Here is a 16,341-nt window from a genome sequence, read left to right on the forward strand (position 1 = left end):
TAGAGGGGTCGGCCGCGCCGCGTGCCCGGCCGTGCGGCCGTTGCCCACAGGCGTGCGAACCGCAGACTCGCTGTGAGATCCAGCTTGCTTCCGCCGTGTCGGTTTGTCTAGTTATAGGCGTTAGTTGAAACCCTCAGGACCCGGTCGGGGCGGGCGGACGGGTCGGCGGCGCGGGCAGAGGTGGCGGACCAGGAGCAGCGGCACACGCCGCAACTCGCCGGAACCGGCCTGGAGTTCGGCCGGGGCGAGGAGAGCCGCAACGTCCACGGATACGGAGGCGCACCGGTGACGATCCCCATCTCCGGTGCGCACGCGGGGAGTTGGAGGCCGAGCGGCGGAGGTGGCGCGCCCCGGCCGGGACGCTGCCGCACGCTCGGCCGACCCGGGCGGGTCAGTCCTCGACCAGCGTCACGTCCCGTTCGCCGCTCGCGTGGAACACCGGCAGGAAGGCGAGGCCCGAGGGGTGCAGCTCGGTGACGGTCGCCTCCACATGGGCCGGGCCGGGGAGCAGGGCGTCGTCCGGGACCTGGCCGGTGTTGGTCCAGCGGTGCCGGATGCCGTCGCACGTGGCCCGGGTGCCGCCGATGCCGTACTTCACACGGGAGTCGTCCTGGTCGACGGAGGAGCTGACGAACACCGGGCCGGTCGCGGACAGACAGCGGTAGGTGCCGGAGAGCGTCACGGTGCCGTCCTCCTCGATCGTGGCGACCGGGTCGACGGTGACGGTCTCGGACGGGGCCGCGACGGCCGCCGGTGCGGCGAGGGCGCACAGCAGCGCGGCGGCGCCGAGCACGGCGGCGAGGGCGGGGCGTACGGACATGGGGGTGCCTCCCGGTCGGATTCAAGGGGCCAGTCGGGTTCGAGGGGGTGGTTCCTGGGATGGGTTTCCCCCTCGGTGCCGGGCGCCCCGGGGCCGGGCGCGATCATCACCCGAGCGGTGGCACGTCACTGGGCCGGGCGTACCAGCCGCCCGTCACACCGGTGGTGACCAGCACTGATGTCGAAGATCTAAAATGATCAACGTGTCCGAGCAGCACGCCCCCAGGTCTCTCATCGTCACGCTCTACGGCGCGTACGGCCGCTTTCTGCCGGGTCCGATGCCCGTCGCGGAACTGATCCGGCTGCTGGCCGCGGTCGGCGTCGACGCCCCTTCGGTGCGCTCCTCGGTGTCCCGGCTCAAGCGCCGCGGCCTGCTGCTGCCCGCCCGTACGGCCGAGGGCGCCGCCGGGTACGAACTCTCCGCCGAGGCACGCCAGTTGCTTCAGGACAGCGACCTTCGCACCCGCGCCGCCGGGACCGCCGAGGACGCGGGCTGGGTGCTCGCGGTGTTCTCCGTGCCCGAGTCGGAGCGCCAGAAGCGGCACGTGCTGCGCTCACGGCTGGCCGCGCTCGGCTTCGGCACGGCGGCGCCCGGGGTGTGGGTGGCTCCGGCGCGGCTGTACGAGGAGACCCGGCATGTGCTGAGCGGGCTGGGCCTGGACCCGTACGTCGATCTGTTCCGGGGCGATCACCTCGGCTTCGCGGCGACCGCCGAGGCCGTCGCCCGCTGGTGGGACCTCGCGGCGATCGCCAAGGAGCACGAGCGGTTCCTGGCTGCCCACGAGCCGGTGCTGCGGGCCTGGCGGCAGCGCGCGGACACCCCGCCCGAGGACGCCTACCGCGACTATCTGCTCGCCCTGGACTCCTTCCGGCACCTGCCCTACGCCGACCCCGGGCTGCCCGCCCGGCTGCTGCCCGCCGACTGGCCCGGCCTCGCCTCGGCGGAGGTCTTCCGCGCCCTGCACGAGCGGCTGCGCGACGCGGGGGCCGGGTTCGCCGGAGTGTGAGGCGAGGGCGGCGCGGCGTGACAGCGCTGCCCGGAGCCGTCCGCGCCGGGGGGTGAACCCCTGCCCGCGGGGAGTGACCGCGCCCACGCCTCGTGCGCGCGCGTGTACGGAAGTGACCTCGTCCGCCCCCGGATCGTTTGTGAATGTCGTCACGTGCGTGCGGCCGGATCGTCCCTCGAACCCGGTCTCGTCACACGTGTCACCGGGGTTCGACAACGCCGTAACGGCTGGCACGGGCGGGTGCGGCGGGGTTCCCGGGCGGGTAGGCGACGGCGTGGCGGGGCCCTCGGGCACCGCCCGGCGGCGGCCGACCGTCCGCGAGGGCGGGCCCGTACCATTTCCTACAGTCGAAAGCAGGACAGCCTGCTCCATGAACGGACTACTCGCCTTGCACGAACGCCCCACCGAATCGGCCTCCTGGCGCATCGCGCTGCCGCACACCGCCGCGGCGGTGCCGGTGGCGCGCGCGCTGGTGCGGTCGGCGCTGGCCGGGGTGGAGCACACGGCCGACTGCGACACCGCGGAGCTGCTCACGGCCGAGCTGGTGGCCAACGCCGTGGAGCACACCGCCGGGAGCGGCCCGATCGAGCTGGTCGTGGAGCTGCGGCCGAGCGGCTGCCAGGTCGAGGTGCACGACCCGGACCCGGCGCCGCCGGGCCATCTGACCCGGCCCGTGATCGAGGAGCCCGACCCCTGGCAGGAGGGAGGGCGCGGCCTGTTGCTGATCCGCGCCCTCAGTTCGTCCTGCGGTCACCGCCCCACCTCGTCGGGCAAGGCGGTCTGGTTCAGACTGCCTGTGGTTCCCGCTCAGCGTCGCTCGGCGTGACGCCGGGGGCCTCGGTGCCCGCGCCCTTGGCCATCAGGGAGTGCCGGCGCCCGTAGGCGTAGTAGACGCCGAGGCCCACCACGAGGAACACCGCGAACTGCGCCCAGGTCCGCCAGCCCGTCTCGTACATCAGGTACAGACAGAAGGCGATGCCGAGCAGCGGGGCGACGGGGTACAGCGGCACCCGGAAGCCGCGCTTGAGGTCCGGCTGGCGGCGGCGCAGGGCGATCACCGCGATGTTGACGACGGCCATGATGGCGAGCGTGCCGATGGTGCACAGGTTGACCGTGGAGTCCAGCGAGGCGAAGGCCGCCGGGACCGCGAAGACGACAGCGACGATCAGGGTGCCCGCGACCGGCGTGGCGGTCTTCGGGGAGACCTTCTCGAAGACGCGCGGGACCAGGCCGTCGCGGGACATCGACAGCAGGATGCGGGTCTGGCCGTACATCACGGCGAGGACCACGGAGGCGATGGCGACGACCGCGCCGAAGGCGATGACACCGCCGCCGACGGCGGAGCCGGTGACCTGGTTGACGACGTAGGACAGGGCGGCCGAGCGGCTGCCGACCTCCTTGCCGCCGATGGCGCCGATCGCGGCGAGGGCGACCGCGCAGTACAGCAGCGTGACCAGGCCCATGCAGACGAGGATCGCCACGGGGATGTCCCGGCGCGGGTTCTTGGCCTCTTCACCGGCCGTGGTGATCGCGTCGAAGCCGATGTAGGAGAAGAACGCGGCGGTGGTGCCCGCGCCGATGCCGCCGAGCCCGGCCGGGGAGAACGGGGTGAGGTTGCCGTCCTTGAACGCGCTGTAGCCGATGGCGCAGAACGCGAGCAGGATGACCAGCTTGACCGCGGCCATGACGGCGGTGGCCCGGGCGCTCTCGCGCACACCGCGCACCAGCAGCACGGCGCCCATGGCGATGACGATGACGGCGGGCAGGTTCACGATGCCGCCGTCGCCGGGTCCGGCGGAGAGCGCGTCCGGGATCTGCCGGCCGATGAGGCTGTGCAGGAGTTCGTTGACGTACTCGCTCCAGCCGACCGCGACGGCCGAGATGGAGACGCCGTACTCCAGGAGCAGGCACCAGCCGACCAGGAAGGCGGTGGTCTCGCCGAGACCGGCGTAGGCGAAGGAGTACGAGGAGCCGGAGACCGGGATGGCGCCACCCAGCTCCGCGAAGGAGAAGGCGGTGAACACGCAGGTGATCGCGGCGAGGATGTACGAGATGACGACGGCGGGACCGGCCTGCGCGACGGAGGAGGAGAGGCCGACGAAGATGCCGGTGCCGACGATGGCGCCGACGCCGAAGCAGATGAGCTGGAAGAGGCCCATGGTGCGCTTCAGACCGTGGCCCTCGCGGTCGGCGCCGGATTCGGCGACGAGCAGCTGCGGGGACTTGATGCGGGGAGCGGGCATAGGGGTGGTGCTCGTTTCTGGGTGGTGCGGACGGCCCGGGTGAGGCCGCTGCGTCGGCGCGGCGGGGGTGGGGCCAGGCCGTCGGTCAGGATAAGGCCAGGTGAGGCGGGTCACGCAAGGGGTTGTGAGATATCGCCGAGCGTCGCCACCAGCACCGCCTTGATCGTGTGCATGCGGTTCTCGGCCTCGTCGAAGACCACCGAGTGGGGCGACTCGAAGACCTCGTCGCTGACCTCCAGCTCGGTCAGTCCGTGCCGCTCGAAGATCTCGCGGCCGACGGTGGTGCCGAGGTCGTGGAAGGCGGGCAGGCAGTGCAGGAACTTGACGTCCGGGTTGCCGGTGGCGCGCAGCACGTCCATGGTGACGGCGTACGGGCCGAGCAGCGCGATCCGCTCGTCCCAGACCTCCTTGGGCTCGCCCATGGACACCCACACGTCGGTGGCGACGAAGTCGGCGCCGTGCACGCCCTGCTTGACGTCCTCGGTGAGGGTGACGCGGGCGCCGGAGGTTCCGGCGAGCTGGCGGGCCAGGGCGACGATCGTCTCGTCCGGCCACAGCACGCGGGGGGCGACGATCCGTACGTCCATGCCGAGCAGGGCGCCGGTGACCAGGTAGGAGTTGCCCATGTTGTAGCGGGCGTCGCCGAGGTAGGCGAAGGTGATCTCGTCCAGGGGCTTGTCGCTGTGCTCGGTCATGGTGAGCACGTCGGCGAGCATCTGGGTGGGGTGCCACTCGTCGGTGAGGCCGTTGTAGACGGGGACGCCCGCGTGGGCGGCCAGCTCCTCGACGACGCCCTGGCCGTGGCCCCGGTACTCGATCGCGTCGTACATCCGGCCGAGCACCCGGGCGGTGTCCTTCACGGACTCCTTGTGCCCGATCTGGGAGCCCGCCGGGTCCAGGTAGGTGGTGTGGGCGCCCTGGTCGGCGGCGGCGACCTCGAACGCGCAGCGGGTGCGCGTCGAGGTCTTCTCGAAGATCAGCGCGATGTTCTTGCCGGTCAGGTGCCGCGTCTCGGTCCCGGCGCGCTTGGCGGCCTTCAGTTCCGCGGCCAGCTCGACCAGACCGCGGAACTCCTCAGCGGAGAAGTCGATCTCCTTGAGGAAGTGGCGGCCGGCGAGGACGGTCGGGACTGTCGCCATGGGGGCGCTCCAGGGGTACGGGTGCGGGGACTGCGGTAATTCTATACGAGGCGCGGCATGGCTATTCATTTCGCGGCATGATGATGCGGAGTCTCACAACGGTCCGCCGATCAGGCCCCGCGTCACACGGCCTCGCGTCACACCGCCTCGCGCTCCACCGGGCAGCTCATGCAGCGCGGGCCGCCTCTGCCCCGGCCCAGTTCGCTGCCCGGGATCTCGATGATCTCGATGCCCTGTTTGCGCAGATGGGTGTTGGTGGTGGCGTTGCGCTCGTAGGCGACGACGACGCCGGGTTCGACGGCGAGGACGTTGCAGCCGTCGTCCCACTGCTCGCGTTCGGCGGCGTGCACGTCCTGGGTGGCGGTGAGGACGCGGATCTCGCCGAGGCCGAGGGCGGCGGCGATGGCCCGGTGCATGTGCTCCGGCGGGTGGTCGGTGACCTTCAGCTCCTTGTCGCCCACGCCCGGCTCGATGGTGTACGAGCGCAGCATGCCGAGCCCGGCGTACTGGGTGAAGGTGTCGCCGTCGACCATGGTCATCACGGTGTCCAGGTGCATGAAGGCCCGCCTCTTGGGCATGTCGAGCGCCACGATGGTGCGCGCGGAGCCCGCCGCGAACAGCTTGTGCGCCAGCATCTCCACGGCCTGCGGGGTGGTGCGCTCGCTCATGCCGATGAGGACCGCGCCGTTGCCGATCACCAGCACGTCGCCGCCCTCGATGGTGGAGGGGTAGTCGGCCTGGCCGCGCGACCAGACACGGAAGGTCTCGTCGCGGAAGAGCGGGTGGTGCCGGTAGATCGCCTCGAAGTGCACGGTCTCGCGCTGCCGGGCGGGCCAGCGCATGGCGTTGATGGAGACACCGTCGTAGATCCACGCCGAGGTGTCGCGGGTGAAGAGGTGGTTGGGCAGCGGGCCGAGCAGGAAGTCGTCCAGGTCCATGACGTGGAAGCGGACCGAGGTGGGCTCCGCGTGCGCCTCCAGGAACTCCCGCTTGGTCATGCCGCCGACCAGCGCCTCGGCCAGCGCGTCCGGGGCCATCCCGTCGAAGGCGGCGCGCAGATGGTCGGTGGCGAGCGGGCCGTACTCCTTCTCGTCGAAGACCCGGTCCAGGACGAGGGCGCGGGCCTCGGGGACGGCCAGGGTCTCGGTGAGCAGGTCGCCGAAGAGATGGACCTCCACCCCGCGGTCGCGCAGCACGTCGGCGAACCCGTCGTGCTCGGCGCGCGCCCGGCGCACCCACAGCACGTCGTCGAAGAGGAGGGCGTCCTTGTTGCTCGGGGTGAGCCGTTTCAGTTCGAGGTCGGGGCGGTGGAGGATCACCCGGCGCAGCCGTCCGGCCTCGGAATCGACGTGGAATGCCATGCCTTCATCCTGGCCGTCCGCGACCGGGTTCACGCGCTTCCCGACCGTTTGCGCGCCCCTGTTTTCGCCGTGGGTCGCATCGGACGGGGGCGACCGGCGGGGGCCGGGCGTGACGTGTGCGCGGAGAGTGACAGGTGACGCACGCGTGGTTCCCGTGATCCGTGCGCGGTGGTACACACAGCGGAACGCACGTGTTCCTGTCCGCCAGCAGGAAGGTTGCTCCCGCATGTCCGCATCACGACGTCAGGTCCTGGCCTCCGCGAGCGCGGTGGGGGCGGGCATCGTCTTCACCGGCGCGCTCTCCGAACTCTTCGCGGGCACCGCCGCCGCACGCTCGCTCGGCCGTACCGGTTACGGCCCGCTCGTCCCCGACCCCGACGGGCTGCTCGACCTCCCGAAGGGCTTCCGCTACCGGGTGCTCTCCCGCGAGGGCGCCCCGCTGCGCTCCGGCGAGGGCCCGGTGCCGTCCAACCACGACGGCATGGCCGCCTTCGCCGGGCGGGGCGGACGCACCCACCTCGTGCGCAACCACGAGAACCGCCCGACCGCGAAGATCCGGGTGCCCGCCGTCAAGGGCCTCACCTACGACCCGGAGGGCCACGGCGGCTGTACGGCCCTGGAGCTGGACTCCCGCAACCGGGTGCTGTCGGAGCGGGTGGCCATCGCCGGTACGGCCGTGAACTGCGCGGGCGGCCGTACCCCCTGGGGCACCTGGCTGACCTGCGAGGAGACCGAGGACCGGGCGGGCGACAACGGCCACACCAAGGACCACGGCTTCATCTTCGAGGTCCACCCCACCGACCCGCACCGCACCGGCGCGGTCCCACTGACCGCGATGGGCCGCTTCCAGCACGAGGCGATCGCGATCGACCCGCGCACCGGCGTCGTCTACGAGACGGAGGACGCCTTCCTCAAGCCCTTCGGCCTCTTCTACCGCTTCCTGCCGCACAAGCCGCTCGGCGGAGTGGGCTCGCTGCGCGCGGGCGGCCGGCTCCAGGCGATGCGGGTACCCGGGGTACCCGATCTGTCGACGGTGCAGGAGACGGGGGCGAGCTTCGACGGCATCGAGTGGGTGGACGTCCCAGACCCGCTGGCGGCCGTCACCCCGACCCGGCTCCAGGACTACGGCACCGGCGGCATCACCCACGCCCAGAAGCTGGAGGGCTGCTACTGGGGCGGCAGTTCGGTGTACTTCGTGTCGTCCTTCGCCCACAGCGCGGAGGGCTCGGCCGCCGACCACTACGGCCAGATCTGGCGCTACGACCCGCACCGGCGCCGTCTCACCCTGGTGATCGTCTTCGGCCCGGACACGGACGTCCAGCTGCCCGGCGAGTCCCCGGACAACATCTGCCTCGCCCCGAGCGGGGGCCTGATGGTGTGCGAGGACGGCAACGGCGCCCAGCACGTCTTCGGCGTCACCCGGGGCGGCGAGGTGTACGCGATGGCCCGGGGCAGGCAGAACATCGGCACGCCCGAGCAGCCGGAGTGGGGCGAGTTCGCGGGCGTCACCTTCTCGCCGGACGGGGAGACGATGTACGTCAACTGCTACACGCCCGGCACCACGTTCGCGGTGACCGGGCCCTGGCACGGGTAGGCCGCACCAGGACCCGGGTCGCTACAGGCGCGGGTCCACCGGCTCCGACTCCAGCGCGAGCACCCCGAAGACCGCCTCGTGCACCCGCCACAGCGGCTCGCCGTCGGCGAGGCGGTCCAGGGCCTCCAGGCCGAGGGCGTACTCGCGGACCGCGAGGGAGCGCTTGTGGTTCAGGAAGCGCTGCCGCAGGCGGGCGAGGTTGTCCGGGCGGGTGTACTCGGGACCGTAGATGATCCGCAGGTACTCCCGGCCCCGGCACTTGACGCCGGGCTGCACCAGGCGGCCCTGGTCGTCGCGGACCAGGGCGCCGAGCGGCTTGACGACCATGCCCTCGCCGCCCCGCCCGGTCATCTCCAGCCACCAGTCGGTGCCCGCGCGGACCGACTCCGGGTCGCCGGTGTCGACGTACAGGCGCCGGGTGGTCTGGAGCAGTCCGCTGGAGTCGTGCTCCACCAGCCGGTCGAGCAGGGCCAGTTGCTCGTCGTGCGGGAGTCCGGCGAGGCTGCGGCCCCGCACCGCGAGCAGCTGGAAGGGTGCCAGACGGACGCCCTCAAGACCGTCGGTGGTCCAGCAGTAGCGGCGGTAGACGTCGGTGAACGCGGCGGCGTCCACGGCGCGTTCACGCTGCCGCTCCAGCAGGTCCGTCACCTCGGCGCCGCGTGCGGCGGCCGACTCCAGGGCGGCGAGCGCGTCCGGGAACACCGCCCCGGAGGCGGCGCCCACGGCCGCGTACTGGCGGCGCAGCAGCCCGCCCGCCTTCAGCGACCACGGCATCAGCTCGGCGTCCAACAGCAGCCAGTCGGTGGCCAGTTCGTCCCACAGGCCCGCTTCCGTGGCCGCCGAGCGCAGTCGGCCGAGGATCTCCTCGGTCACCTTCTCGTCGTCGAAGAAGGGGCGCCCGGTGCGGGTGTAGAGCGAGCCGGTGCGCCCGTCCTCGACGCCGAACCGCTCGCGCGCGGCCTCCGCGTCCCGGCAGACCAGGGCGACGGCCCGCGAGCCCATGTGCTTCTCCTCGCACACGACCCGTGCGACCCCGTCCCGCGCGTACTGCGCGAAGGCCTCGGCCGGGTGTTCCAGGTAGCCCCCCTCCCGAGAGGTGGGCGTCGGCGCCATGGTGGGCGGCAGATACGGCAGCAGGCGCGGGTCGACGGCGAAGCGGCTCATCACCTCCAGGGCGGCGGTCGCGTTCTCCTCGCGGACCGTGACCCGGCCCAGGTACCGCGTCTCCACGCCACCGCGTCCGCGCACGTCCGTCAGGTCCAGCGGACGCCCGTCACGCCCGCCGGGCGCCTCGGTGCGCAGCGGCTTGGCCGGTTCGTACCAGACCCGCTCGGCGGGTACGTCGACCACCTCGCGCTCCGGCCAGCGCAGCGCGGTGAGCTTGCCGCCGAAGACGGCGCCGGTGTCCAGGCAGATGGTGTTGTTCAGCCACGTGGCCTCGGGGACCGGGGTGTGGCCGTAGACCACGGCGGCACGGCCCCGGTAGTCCTCGGCCCACGGGTAGCGCACGGGCAGGCCGAACTCGTCGGTCTCGCCGGTGGTGTCGCCGTACAGGGCGTGCGAGCGGACGCGGCCCGAGGTTCGGCCGTGGTACTTCTCGGGCAGGCCCGCGTGGCAGACGACCAGCCGGCCGTCGTCCAGGACGTAGTGGCTGACCAGGCCGTCCAGGAAGCGGCGCACCTCGTCCTTGAACTCCTCGCTCTCGCCCTCCATCTGGGCGATGGTCTCGGCGAGGCCGTGGGTGTGCTGGACCTTGCGGCCCTTGAGGTGTCGGCCGTACTTGTTCTCGTGGTTGCCCGGCACGCACAGCGCGCTGCCCCCGCGGACCATGCCCATCACCCGGCGCAGCACGCCCGGGGAGTCCGGCCCCCGGTCGACCAGGTCGCCGACGAACACGGCGGTACGGCCCTCGGGGTGCACACCGTCCTCGTAGCCCAGCTTGGCCAGCAGCGACTCCAGTTCGGCGGAGCAGCCGTGGATGTCGCCGATGATGTCGAACGGTCCTGTGAGGTGGCGCAGGTCGTTGAAGCGCTTCTCGGTGACGACGGTGGCGTGCTCGACCTCTTCCACACCGCGCAGCACATGCACCTTGCGGAAGCCCTCGCGCTCCAAGTGCCTGAGCGAGCGCCGGAGTTCGCGGGTGTGCCGCTGGACGACCCGGCGGGGCATGTCGGCGCGGTCGGCCCTGGCCGCGTTGCGCTCGGCGCACACCTCCTCGGGCACGTCGAGCACGATGGCGATGGGCAGCACGTCGTACTGCCTGGCCAGGTCGATCAGCTGACGGCGGGCGTCCGGCTGCACGCTGGTGGCGTCCACGACGGTGCGGCGCCCGGCGCCCAGCCGCTTGCCCGCGATGTAGTGCAGGACGTCGAAGGCGTCGCGGGTGGCGCTCTGGTCGTTCTCGTCGTCGGAGACCAGACCCCGGCAGAAGTCGGAGGAGATCACCTCGGTGGGCTTGAAGTGCCGCCGGGCGAACGTGGACTTGCCGGAGCCGGAGGCGCCGACGAGCACCACCAGGGAGAGGTCGGTGACGGGCAGCACGCGCCCCTCGCTGTTCTCGGTCATGCCGCCTTCGCCTCCTTCTTCTCTTCCTGCGGGGTGGTGTGCCGGTGGAACACGGCCAGCTGGGTGGGCGGCCCCACCTCGGGGTCGTCGGGTCCGACGGCACGGAACTCGACGCTGTAGCCGTGCCGTTGAGCCGTGTCCTCCGCCCAGGCGCGGAACTCCGCGCGGGTCCACTCGAAGCGGTGGTCGCCGTGCCGGACGTGTCCGGCGGGCAGCGACTCCCAGCGGACGTTGTACTCGACGTTCGGGGTCGTCACGAGGACCGTGCGCGGGCGGGCGGCGCCGAAGACCGCGTACTCCAGGGCGGGCAGCCGGGGCAGATCGAGGTGTTCGATCACCTCGCTGAGCACGGCGGCGTCGTAGCCGGTGAGCCGCTTGTCGGTGTAGGCCAGCGAGCCCTGGAGCAGGGTGATGCGGGACGCCTGGCGCTCGCCCATGCGGTCCAGTTTCAGCCTGCGCGCGGCGATGGCGAGGGCGCGGGCGGAGACGTCCATGCCGACGATCTCGGTGAACCGGGGCTCCTGGAGCAGCGCGCGCAGCAGGGTGCCCTCGCCGCAGCCGAGGTCCAGGACGCGGGCGGCGCCGGACTCGTGCAGGGCGGCGAGGATGGCCTCGCGGCGGTGGACGGCGAGGGGGACGGGCTTGGCCGCGGTGGGGGTACCGTCGGCTTCGGTGGCGGGGTCGGCGGCGGGAGTACCCGCTTCGGGCCCGGTGCGGACTGCGACGCCGGTCGCGGTGCCGCCGGTGCCGGTGCCGGGCTCGATGCCGCCGGTGCCGGTTCCCGTCCCGGTGCCGCCCGTGCCGTCCTCGCCTCCGGATTCCTCGGACTCCTCGGACTCCTGCGTCTCCTGCGCCACCGCGTTGTCGATGTCCTCGACCTCGCTGTCGTCCGCCTCGGCGAGCCGGGCCAGCTCCAGGCGCTCCATCGCCTGCCGGGTCAGGGACCAGCGGCGGGAGAGATAGCGGCTGGTGATCAGCTTCTGCTCGGGGTGGTCCGCCAGCCAGCCCTCACCGGCGCGCAGCAGCTTGTCCACCTCGTCGGCGGAGGCCCAGTAGTGCTTGGCGTCGTCCAGGACCGGGAGCAGGACGTACAGATGGCGCAGCGCCTCGGCCAGGGTGAGGGTGTCGGACTCCAGGACGAGCCGGACGTAGCGCGAGTCGCCCCACTGAGGGAACTGGGTGTCCAGGGGGACGGCTTCGACGCCCACGGTCCAGCCCAGCGGCGCGAAGAGGCGGCGTACCAGCTCCGCGCCGCCTCGGGCGGGCAGCGCGGGCAGCTCGACGCGCAGCGGCAGCGGGGCGGTGGCGCGCTCCGGGCGGGCCTTGCAGACACCGCGCATGGCGCTGGAGAAGACCGAGCTGAGGGCGACCGCGAGCAGTGAGGAGGCCGCGTAGGGGCGGTCGTTGACGTACTGCGCGAGCGCGGTGTCGGGGGCGCCGCCCCGGCCCTTCCCCTTGCCCTTGCGGACGAGCGCGACGGGATCGATCTCCAGGAGCAGCGCCGCCGTGCAGCGCTCGGCGTCCGCCTGGGGGTAGAAGACGTGCGCCGTACCGTGCGAGGTGGTGAACGTCTGGGCGTGATCGGGGTGCTTGTGCAGCAGATACCCGAGGTCGGTGGCCGGGAGGGCGGCGGTGCCGCGCGTGGAGATCGTCAGGAACACGTGTCCGAGTCTGGTGGATTGTCCACCGTGGTGACCAGTGGTTTTCGCAGGGCGACGCGGGCGCGGTGTTCGGCGATCCCGCCCATGGTGATCACCAGTCCGAAGGAGGTCAACGCGGAGACGGCGATGGAGGTGTTGAGCCAGAAGTAGCCGTTCGTGCTGGAGCCGGTGCTGCCGTCGTCGAGGACGCAGTCGAAGCCGAGGGGGAAGTAGGAGCCCCGCTGGCCGCGCAGCCGGTCCATGGGGTAGGCGTCCCGGCATTCGTGGGCGGGGGTGGAGTCCGCGCCGTGGGAGGACTCGTTCACGGACATCGCGACGTTCCCGGCGCCCAGGAAGTAGAGGATCACCGCCGCCGCTCCCGCCATCCCGGCTCCCCAGCGCAGCAGGCTGTCCCGCCAGTCGGGGCGGCGTCCGGGGAGCGCGACGGAGAGGATCTTGCCGAGCAGAACCACACACCAGATGAAGGCCCCGATGGCGGCCGGGAAGAACAACAGGGCGAAGACGATCGAGCGCAGGACTTCCATCGCCCGAGAGGACCATCACGGCCCGTCAAGGGCCGTGATGGAAGCCACAGTTCCGGTCACAGGACCGTCACAGCCGACCGTCCCCGGGGCGCAATTCAGGACAGCTGCGGCATGACCTCGGCGGAGATCAGCTCCAGCTGGTCGAGGTCGGTCAGATCCAGGAGCTGGAGGTAGATCCGCTCGGAGCCCGCCTCGGCGTAGCGGCCGATCTTCTCGACGACCTCGGCGGGGGTGCCCGCCAGGCCGTTGGCCTTCAGCTCCTCGGGCTCGCGGCCGATGGCGGCGGCGCGGCGGGCGACCTCCTGGTCGTCACGGCCGACGCACACCACGAGCGCGTTGGAGTAGACGAGCGAGTCGGGCGCCCGGCCCTCCTCCTCGGCCGCCGCACGCACCCGGCCGAACTGACGGGCGGAGTCCTCGACGGACGCGAAGGGGATGTTGAACTCGTCCGCATAGCGCGCCGCGAGCCGCGGGGTGCGCTTCGCGCCGTGGCCGCCGATGATCACCGGGATCTTCGACTGGGTGGGCTTGGGCAGCGCGGGCGACTCGGTGAGGTCGTAGTACGTCCCGTGGAAGTCGTACGTCTTGCCCGCCTCGGTCGCCCACAGTCCGGTGACGACCTCCAGCTGCTCCTCCAGGCGGGCGAACTTGTCCTTCGGGAACGGGATGCCGTACGCCTTGTGCTCCTCCTCGAACCAGCCCGCTCCCAGGCCCAGTTCGACCCGGCCGTCGGACATCTGGTCCACCTGCGCGACCTGGATGGCGAGCACGCCGGGCAGCCGGAACGTACCGGCCGTCATGAGCGTGCCGAGCCGGATGCGCCGGGTCTCCCGGGCGAGGCCCGCCAGGGTGATCCAGGCGTCGGTGGGGCCGGGCAGACCGCTGACGTTGCCCATGCGGAGGTAGTGGTCGGAGCGGAAGAAGGCGTCAAAACCGAGGTCCTCGGTGGCCTTCGCCACGGTCAGCAAGGTGTCGTAGGTGGCCCCCTGCTGGGGCTCGGTGAAGATTCGAAGGTCCATACATCCATCCTGCAACACCTCCGTGCCCCACCTGCGGCAAGGACGCTCCTCAGCCCGCCTCTCTCTCGTGCACCATCTCCTCCCGCGCCGCCAGCTTGCGCAGCATCTCCAGGACCCGGTCGCGGGACTCGTCGGCCGCGTCGATGGCCTCCATGCACTGCCAGTACGTCGTCTCGTCCGCCGCCGCGCTGGCCATGCCGACCAGGGCGATGCCCACCTCGCCCAGGAGTCCGCACAGGCACAGCAGAGTCTGCCGGGCGTCGTCCAGTTCGGTGAGCTGGGCGGCCCGCAGGTCGCCTAACTCCAGCTCGGGCGGGTCGAGGACGCCGCAGCCGCGGCCCGCCAGCTCGGTCAGCCCCAGCGCCTCGCCGCGCAGCTCCGGCGGACCGGAAACCGCGAGGCGGCTGCCTATCGCCTGGGCCAGGGCCTGTGCCTGCCACACCTCCACCATGCCCTCGGGTGCCTCGGCCTCCGCCGCCAGGGCACGCCTGCTCGTCTCGATGAGCCGCACCGCATCCATCCGCTGCCCCCGGTCCGCCGAAGCCGCCGTACATCTGTCCGCACTTCTTCTGTTCACTACCCAGAGTGAGGGCGCTTGGTGCGAAAAGCCAGAGGAAGGCGGAAATCTGTGGACAACAATTCGGAATCGGCAGGGAAATTGACTCCATAGAGTGATAACGGAGTCTGATAGTCCGGTTATTGAGTGGTCGTCGCCTCTTTCTCGCCCACCTCAGGCGGCCCCTCCGTCGCCTCCCACCGGAAACCGTTTCTCGTTCCGCTCGATCTTGGCCGCGAGCGCCGTCAGCGGGTCGATGCCCAGCACCTCGCACAGCTGGAGGAGATAGGCGAGCACGTCGGCCACCTCGTCGGTGACCCGGTGCGCGGTGTCCGGGTCCGCCATCACCCGGGAGGACTCCTCGGGCGTCAGCCACTGGAAGATCTCCAGCAGTTCGGACGCCTCGACGCTGAGCGCGGAGACGAGGTTCTTCGGGGTGTGGTACGGCTGCCAGTCGCGCGCGGCGGCGAACTCGGCCAGCCTGCGCTGGAGTCCGGGGAGATCGGGGCGTTCGGTCACCCTCTCAGGTGTACCACCGTGACGCCCGGCGTCCCCGAGGCCCAGGACGCGTCGCTCACCGCCCCGACACAGCGGACATGGCCGCGCTCGCCCATCCGGGCCGCCAGCCCCAGCAGTTCGCGGCGCCGGGCGGGATCGAGGCAGCGGTCGAAGCCGTCGGCCAGCACGGTGAGGGTGCGCAGCGCGTCGGGCACCTCCCCCGGCGCGTCCACGTCCAGCACGCCGGGCCCGGTCATCAGCACCAGGGCGAGCGCGATGTAGCGCAGCTCGCCCTCGCCGAGCCGGGCCAGGTCGGTGCGGTGGCCGTCGCCCCGGTCGAGCAGTGCCCGTACCGTGCCGTCCGGGAGCCGTTCGGCCAGCAGGTCGGCGACCGGGCCCGCACAGCCCGTGCGCACCGTCTCGACCAGCAGCGCGTGCCGCCGTCCGCATTCGGTGCGGGTGCGGGCGACGACGTCGGCCAGGTTGTCGCACCCCGGCAGCAGCCGTCCCGACCCGGTGGGGACGGGTACCCGCATGAACTCGGGGCGCGGATCGCACGGGAAGACCGAGCGCAGCGCGACGACCATCTGCTCGGCCGCCGCCAGCACCCGGCGCTGTCCGTCCGTCGCCCCGGCCACGCGCAGCGGCAGCAGCGGGGTGCCGAGGCGGTCGTCGGGGAGCGGGGCGCGGGTCACCGGGGCGGTGCCCGCCGTGTGCCAGGCGGCCTGCACCGCCCGGCGGGCCGGATCGCGCAGCGCGGTCTCCAGCAGGACCGTCCCGCCCGCCGTCAGCCGCTCCCCCACGATCCTGAGCTGCGGCTCGGCCTGGACCGCGACGTCGAGCAGCACCGGCCCGGCGACGCCGTCCGCCGTACAGCCGATGCGGAAACCGCGTCGGCCCTCGCGGTCCGGGCGGGCCCGCTCCGGCACCCAGGCGAGCGGGTCCGGGAACACCTCGGCGAGGTTCGCACCGCCGCCGAGCCGGGCCAGCGCCTCGAAGGCGGCGAGCGCGGTCGACTTGCCCGTACCGCTGGGCCCGGCGAACAGGGTGACCGCGCCGAGCGGGAACGCGGCCCGGCGGTGCCCGGCGAAGGCGGACAGCCGCAGCTCGGTGATCCGGGCGCGGACGTCGGTGAGGGCGCCGGAGCCGGGGTCCGCCGGTGCGGCGTCCGCCACGGACGGCGCGGCGGGGACCACGGCGGTCGGCATGGCGGACGGCTCGGCGCACGGCGCCGCGGACAGCTCGGCGGACGGCTCAGCGGTCGGGGAAGGCACGGACATACGCGGACCGTAGGACCGCCCCGGACCGGTGAACCGTTTTGTCCCTCGGACCTTCCTACGATCGGGCGACCGGGT

General features: G+C 72.3%; 14 protein-coding genes. 3 read left to right on the forward strand and 11 right to left on the reverse strand.

Annotation, left to right across the window (positions count from 1 at the left end; genetic code table 11):
• Positions 1-391: 391 nt before the first annotated feature.
• Positions 392-820: a DUF6299 family protein gene (locus tag B079_RS0118045; RefSeq protein WP_018547245.1), complete on the reverse strand. Its 429-nt coding sequence runs from the start codon at positions 818-820 to the stop codon at positions 392-394.
• Between the two features lie 193 nt (positions 821-1,013).
• Here B079_RS0118045 and B079_RS0118050 point away from each other — a divergent pair, with 193 nt between their 5' ends.
• Both B079_RS0118050 and B079_RS0118055 read left to right on the forward strand, forming a co-directional pair.
• Complete coding sequence (locus tag B079_RS0118050) at positions 1,014-1,826, forward strand: PaaX family transcriptional regulator C-terminal domain-containing protein (protein ID WP_018547246.1); 813 nt, start codon at positions 1,014-1,016, stop codon at positions 1,824-1,826.
• A 370-nt stretch (positions 1,827-2,196) separates the two neighbouring features.
• Positions 2,197-2,652 carry an ATP-binding protein gene (locus B079_RS0118055; protein ID WP_018547247.1) on the forward strand — a complete coding sequence of 152 codons (456 nt, stop codon included), beginning with the start codon at positions 2,197-2,199 and terminating at the stop codon, positions 2,650-2,652.
• Here the strand turns inward: B079_RS0118055 and B079_RS0118060 are convergent.
• From B079_RS0118060 to B079_RS0118070, 3 genes are all read right to left on the reverse strand, one after another.
• Positions 2,612-4,069, reverse strand: a complete 1,458-nt coding sequence (locus B079_RS0118060; protein ID WP_018547248.1) for an amino acid permease — start codon at positions 4,067-4,069, stop codon at positions 2,612-2,614. The genes B079_RS0118055 and B079_RS0118060 overlap by 41 nt on opposite strands.
• Before the next feature lie 110 nt (positions 4,070-4,179).
• Positions 4,180-5,208 carry an ornithine carbamoyltransferase gene (gene argF / locus B079_RS0118065; RefSeq protein WP_018547249.1) on the reverse strand — a complete coding sequence of 343 codons (1,029 nt, stop codon included), beginning with the start codon at positions 5,206-5,208 and terminating at the stop codon, positions 4,180-4,182.
• Positions 5,209-5,345: 137 nt separating this feature from the next.
• The gene (locus B079_RS0118070; RefSeq protein WP_026248822.1) at positions 5,346-6,569 is read right to left on the reverse strand and encodes an arginine deiminase; all 1,224 of its coding nucleotides are present in this window, start codon (positions 6,567-6,569) and stop codon (positions 5,346-5,348) included.
• 226 nt (positions 6,570-6,795) lie between these two features.
• Here B079_RS0118070 and B079_RS0118075 point away from each other — a divergent pair, with 226 nt between their 5' ends.
• On the forward strand, positions 6,796-8,163 hold the full coding sequence (locus B079_RS0118075) for a PhoX family protein (protein WP_018547251.1): 1,368 nt from the start codon (positions 6,796-6,798) through the stop codon (positions 8,161-8,163).
• A gap of 21 nt (positions 8,164-8,184) precedes the next feature.
• Here B079_RS0118075 and B079_RS0118080 read toward each other — a convergent pair whose 3' ends face one another.
• The 7 genes from B079_RS0118080 to B079_RS0118110 all read right to left on the reverse strand — a co-directional run bounded on the left by B079_RS0118080 (position 8,185) and on the right by B079_RS0118110 (position 16,266).
• A complete protein-coding gene (locus B079_RS0118080) occupies positions 8,185-10,728 on the reverse strand; it encodes a polynucleotide kinase-phosphatase (protein ID WP_018547252.1) in 2,544 nt (847 codons plus the stop codon).
• Positions 10,725-12,389, reverse strand: coding sequence for a 3' terminal RNA ribose 2'-O-methyltransferase Hen1 (locus B079_RS0118085; protein ID WP_018547253.1), 1,665 nt, complete (start codon positions 12,387-12,389; stop codon positions 10,725-10,727). The genes B079_RS0118080 and B079_RS0118085 overlap by 4 nt, the downstream gene beginning before the upstream one ends.
• Positions 12,380-12,913 carry a hypothetical protein gene (locus B079_RS0118090; protein WP_018547254.1) on the reverse strand — a complete coding sequence of 178 codons (534 nt, stop codon included), beginning with the start codon at positions 12,911-12,913 and terminating at the stop codon, positions 12,380-12,382. The genes B079_RS0118085 and B079_RS0118090 overlap by 10 nt, the downstream gene beginning before the upstream one ends.
• 95 nt (positions 12,914-13,008) lie before the next feature.
• Entirely contained in the window at positions 13,009-13,932 is a 924-nt protein-coding gene (locus B079_RS0118095; RefSeq protein ID WP_018547255.1) for an LLM class F420-dependent oxidoreductase, read from the reverse strand.
• Between the two features lie 49 nt (positions 13,933-13,981).
• Complete coding sequence (locus tag B079_RS0118100; RefSeq protein ID WP_018547256.1) at positions 13,982-14,452, reverse strand: DUF6099 family protein; 471 nt, start codon at positions 14,450-14,452, stop codon at positions 13,982-13,984.
• A 210-nt stretch (positions 14,453-14,662) separates the two neighbouring features.
• Positions 14,663-15,007: a nucleotide pyrophosphohydrolase gene (locus tag B079_RS0118105; RefSeq protein ID WP_018547257.1), complete on the reverse strand. Its 345-nt coding sequence runs from the start codon at positions 15,005-15,007 to the stop codon at positions 14,663-14,665.
• Positions 15,004-16,266 (reverse strand): AAA family ATPase, encoded by a 1,263-nt coding sequence (locus B079_RS0118110; protein ID WP_018547258.1) that lies wholly within the window; start codon positions 16,264-16,266, stop codon positions 15,004-15,006. The genes B079_RS0118105 and B079_RS0118110 overlap by 4 nt, the downstream gene beginning before the upstream one ends.
• Between the last annotated feature and the right edge of the window lie 75 nt (positions 16,267-16,341).

Origin of the sequence: Streptomyces sp. LaPpAH-108, from assembly GCF_000373625.1 — a bacterium.
In the GTDB taxonomy this organism is placed as follows: domain Bacteria; phylum Actinomycetota; class Actinomycetes; order Streptomycetales; family Streptomycetaceae; genus Streptomyces.

Excerpts from the sequence above, each read along its gene's own strand:
- B079_RS0118050 (WP_018547246.1), top strand. The coding sequence starts at position 1,014 with ATGATCAACGTGTCCGAGCAGCACGCCCCCAGGTCTCTCATCGTCACG.
- B079_RS0118100 (WP_018547256.1), bottom strand. The coding sequence starts at position 14,452 with ATGGATGCGGTGCGGCTCATCGAGACGAGCAGGCGTGCCCTGGCGGCG.
- B079_RS0118055 (WP_018547247.1), top strand. The coding sequence starts at position 2,197 with ATGAACGGACTACTCGCCTTGCACGAACGCCCCACCGAATCGGCCTCC.
- B079_RS0118110 (WP_018547258.1), bottom strand. The coding sequence starts at position 16,266 with ATGTCCGTGCCTTCCCCGACCGCTGAGCCGTCCGCCGAGCTGTCCGCG.
- B079_RS0118095 (WP_018547255.1), bottom strand. The coding sequence starts at position 13,932 with ATGGACCTTCGAATCTTCACCGAGCCCCAGCAGGGGGCCACCTACGAC.
- B079_RS0118080 (WP_018547252.1), bottom strand. The coding sequence starts at position 10,728 with ATGACCGAGAACAGCGAGGGGCGCGTGCTGCCCGTCACCGACCTCTCC.
- B079_RS0118075 (WP_018547251.1), top strand. The coding sequence starts at position 6,796 with ATGTCCGCATCACGACGTCAGGTCCTGGCCTCCGCGAGCGCGGTGGGG.
- B079_RS0118090 (WP_018547254.1), bottom strand. The coding sequence starts at position 12,913 with ATGGAAGTCCTGCGCTCGATCGTCTTCGCCCTGTTGTTCTTCCCGGCC.
- B079_RS0118060 (WP_018547248.1), bottom strand. The coding sequence starts at position 4,069 with ATGCCCGCTCCCCGCATCAAGTCCCCGCAGCTGCTCGTCGCCGAATCC.
- B079_RS0118070 (WP_026248822.1), bottom strand. The coding sequence starts at position 6,569 with ATGGCATTCCACGTCGATTCCGAGGCCGGACGGCTGCGCCGGGTGATC.
- argF (WP_018547249.1), bottom strand. The coding sequence starts at position 5,208 with ATGGCGACAGTCCCGACCGTCCTCGCCGGCCGCCACTTCCTCAAGGAG.
- B079_RS0118045 (WP_018547245.1), bottom strand. The coding sequence starts at position 820 with ATGTCCGTACGCCCCGCCCTCGCCGCCGTGCTCGGCGCCGCCGCGCTG.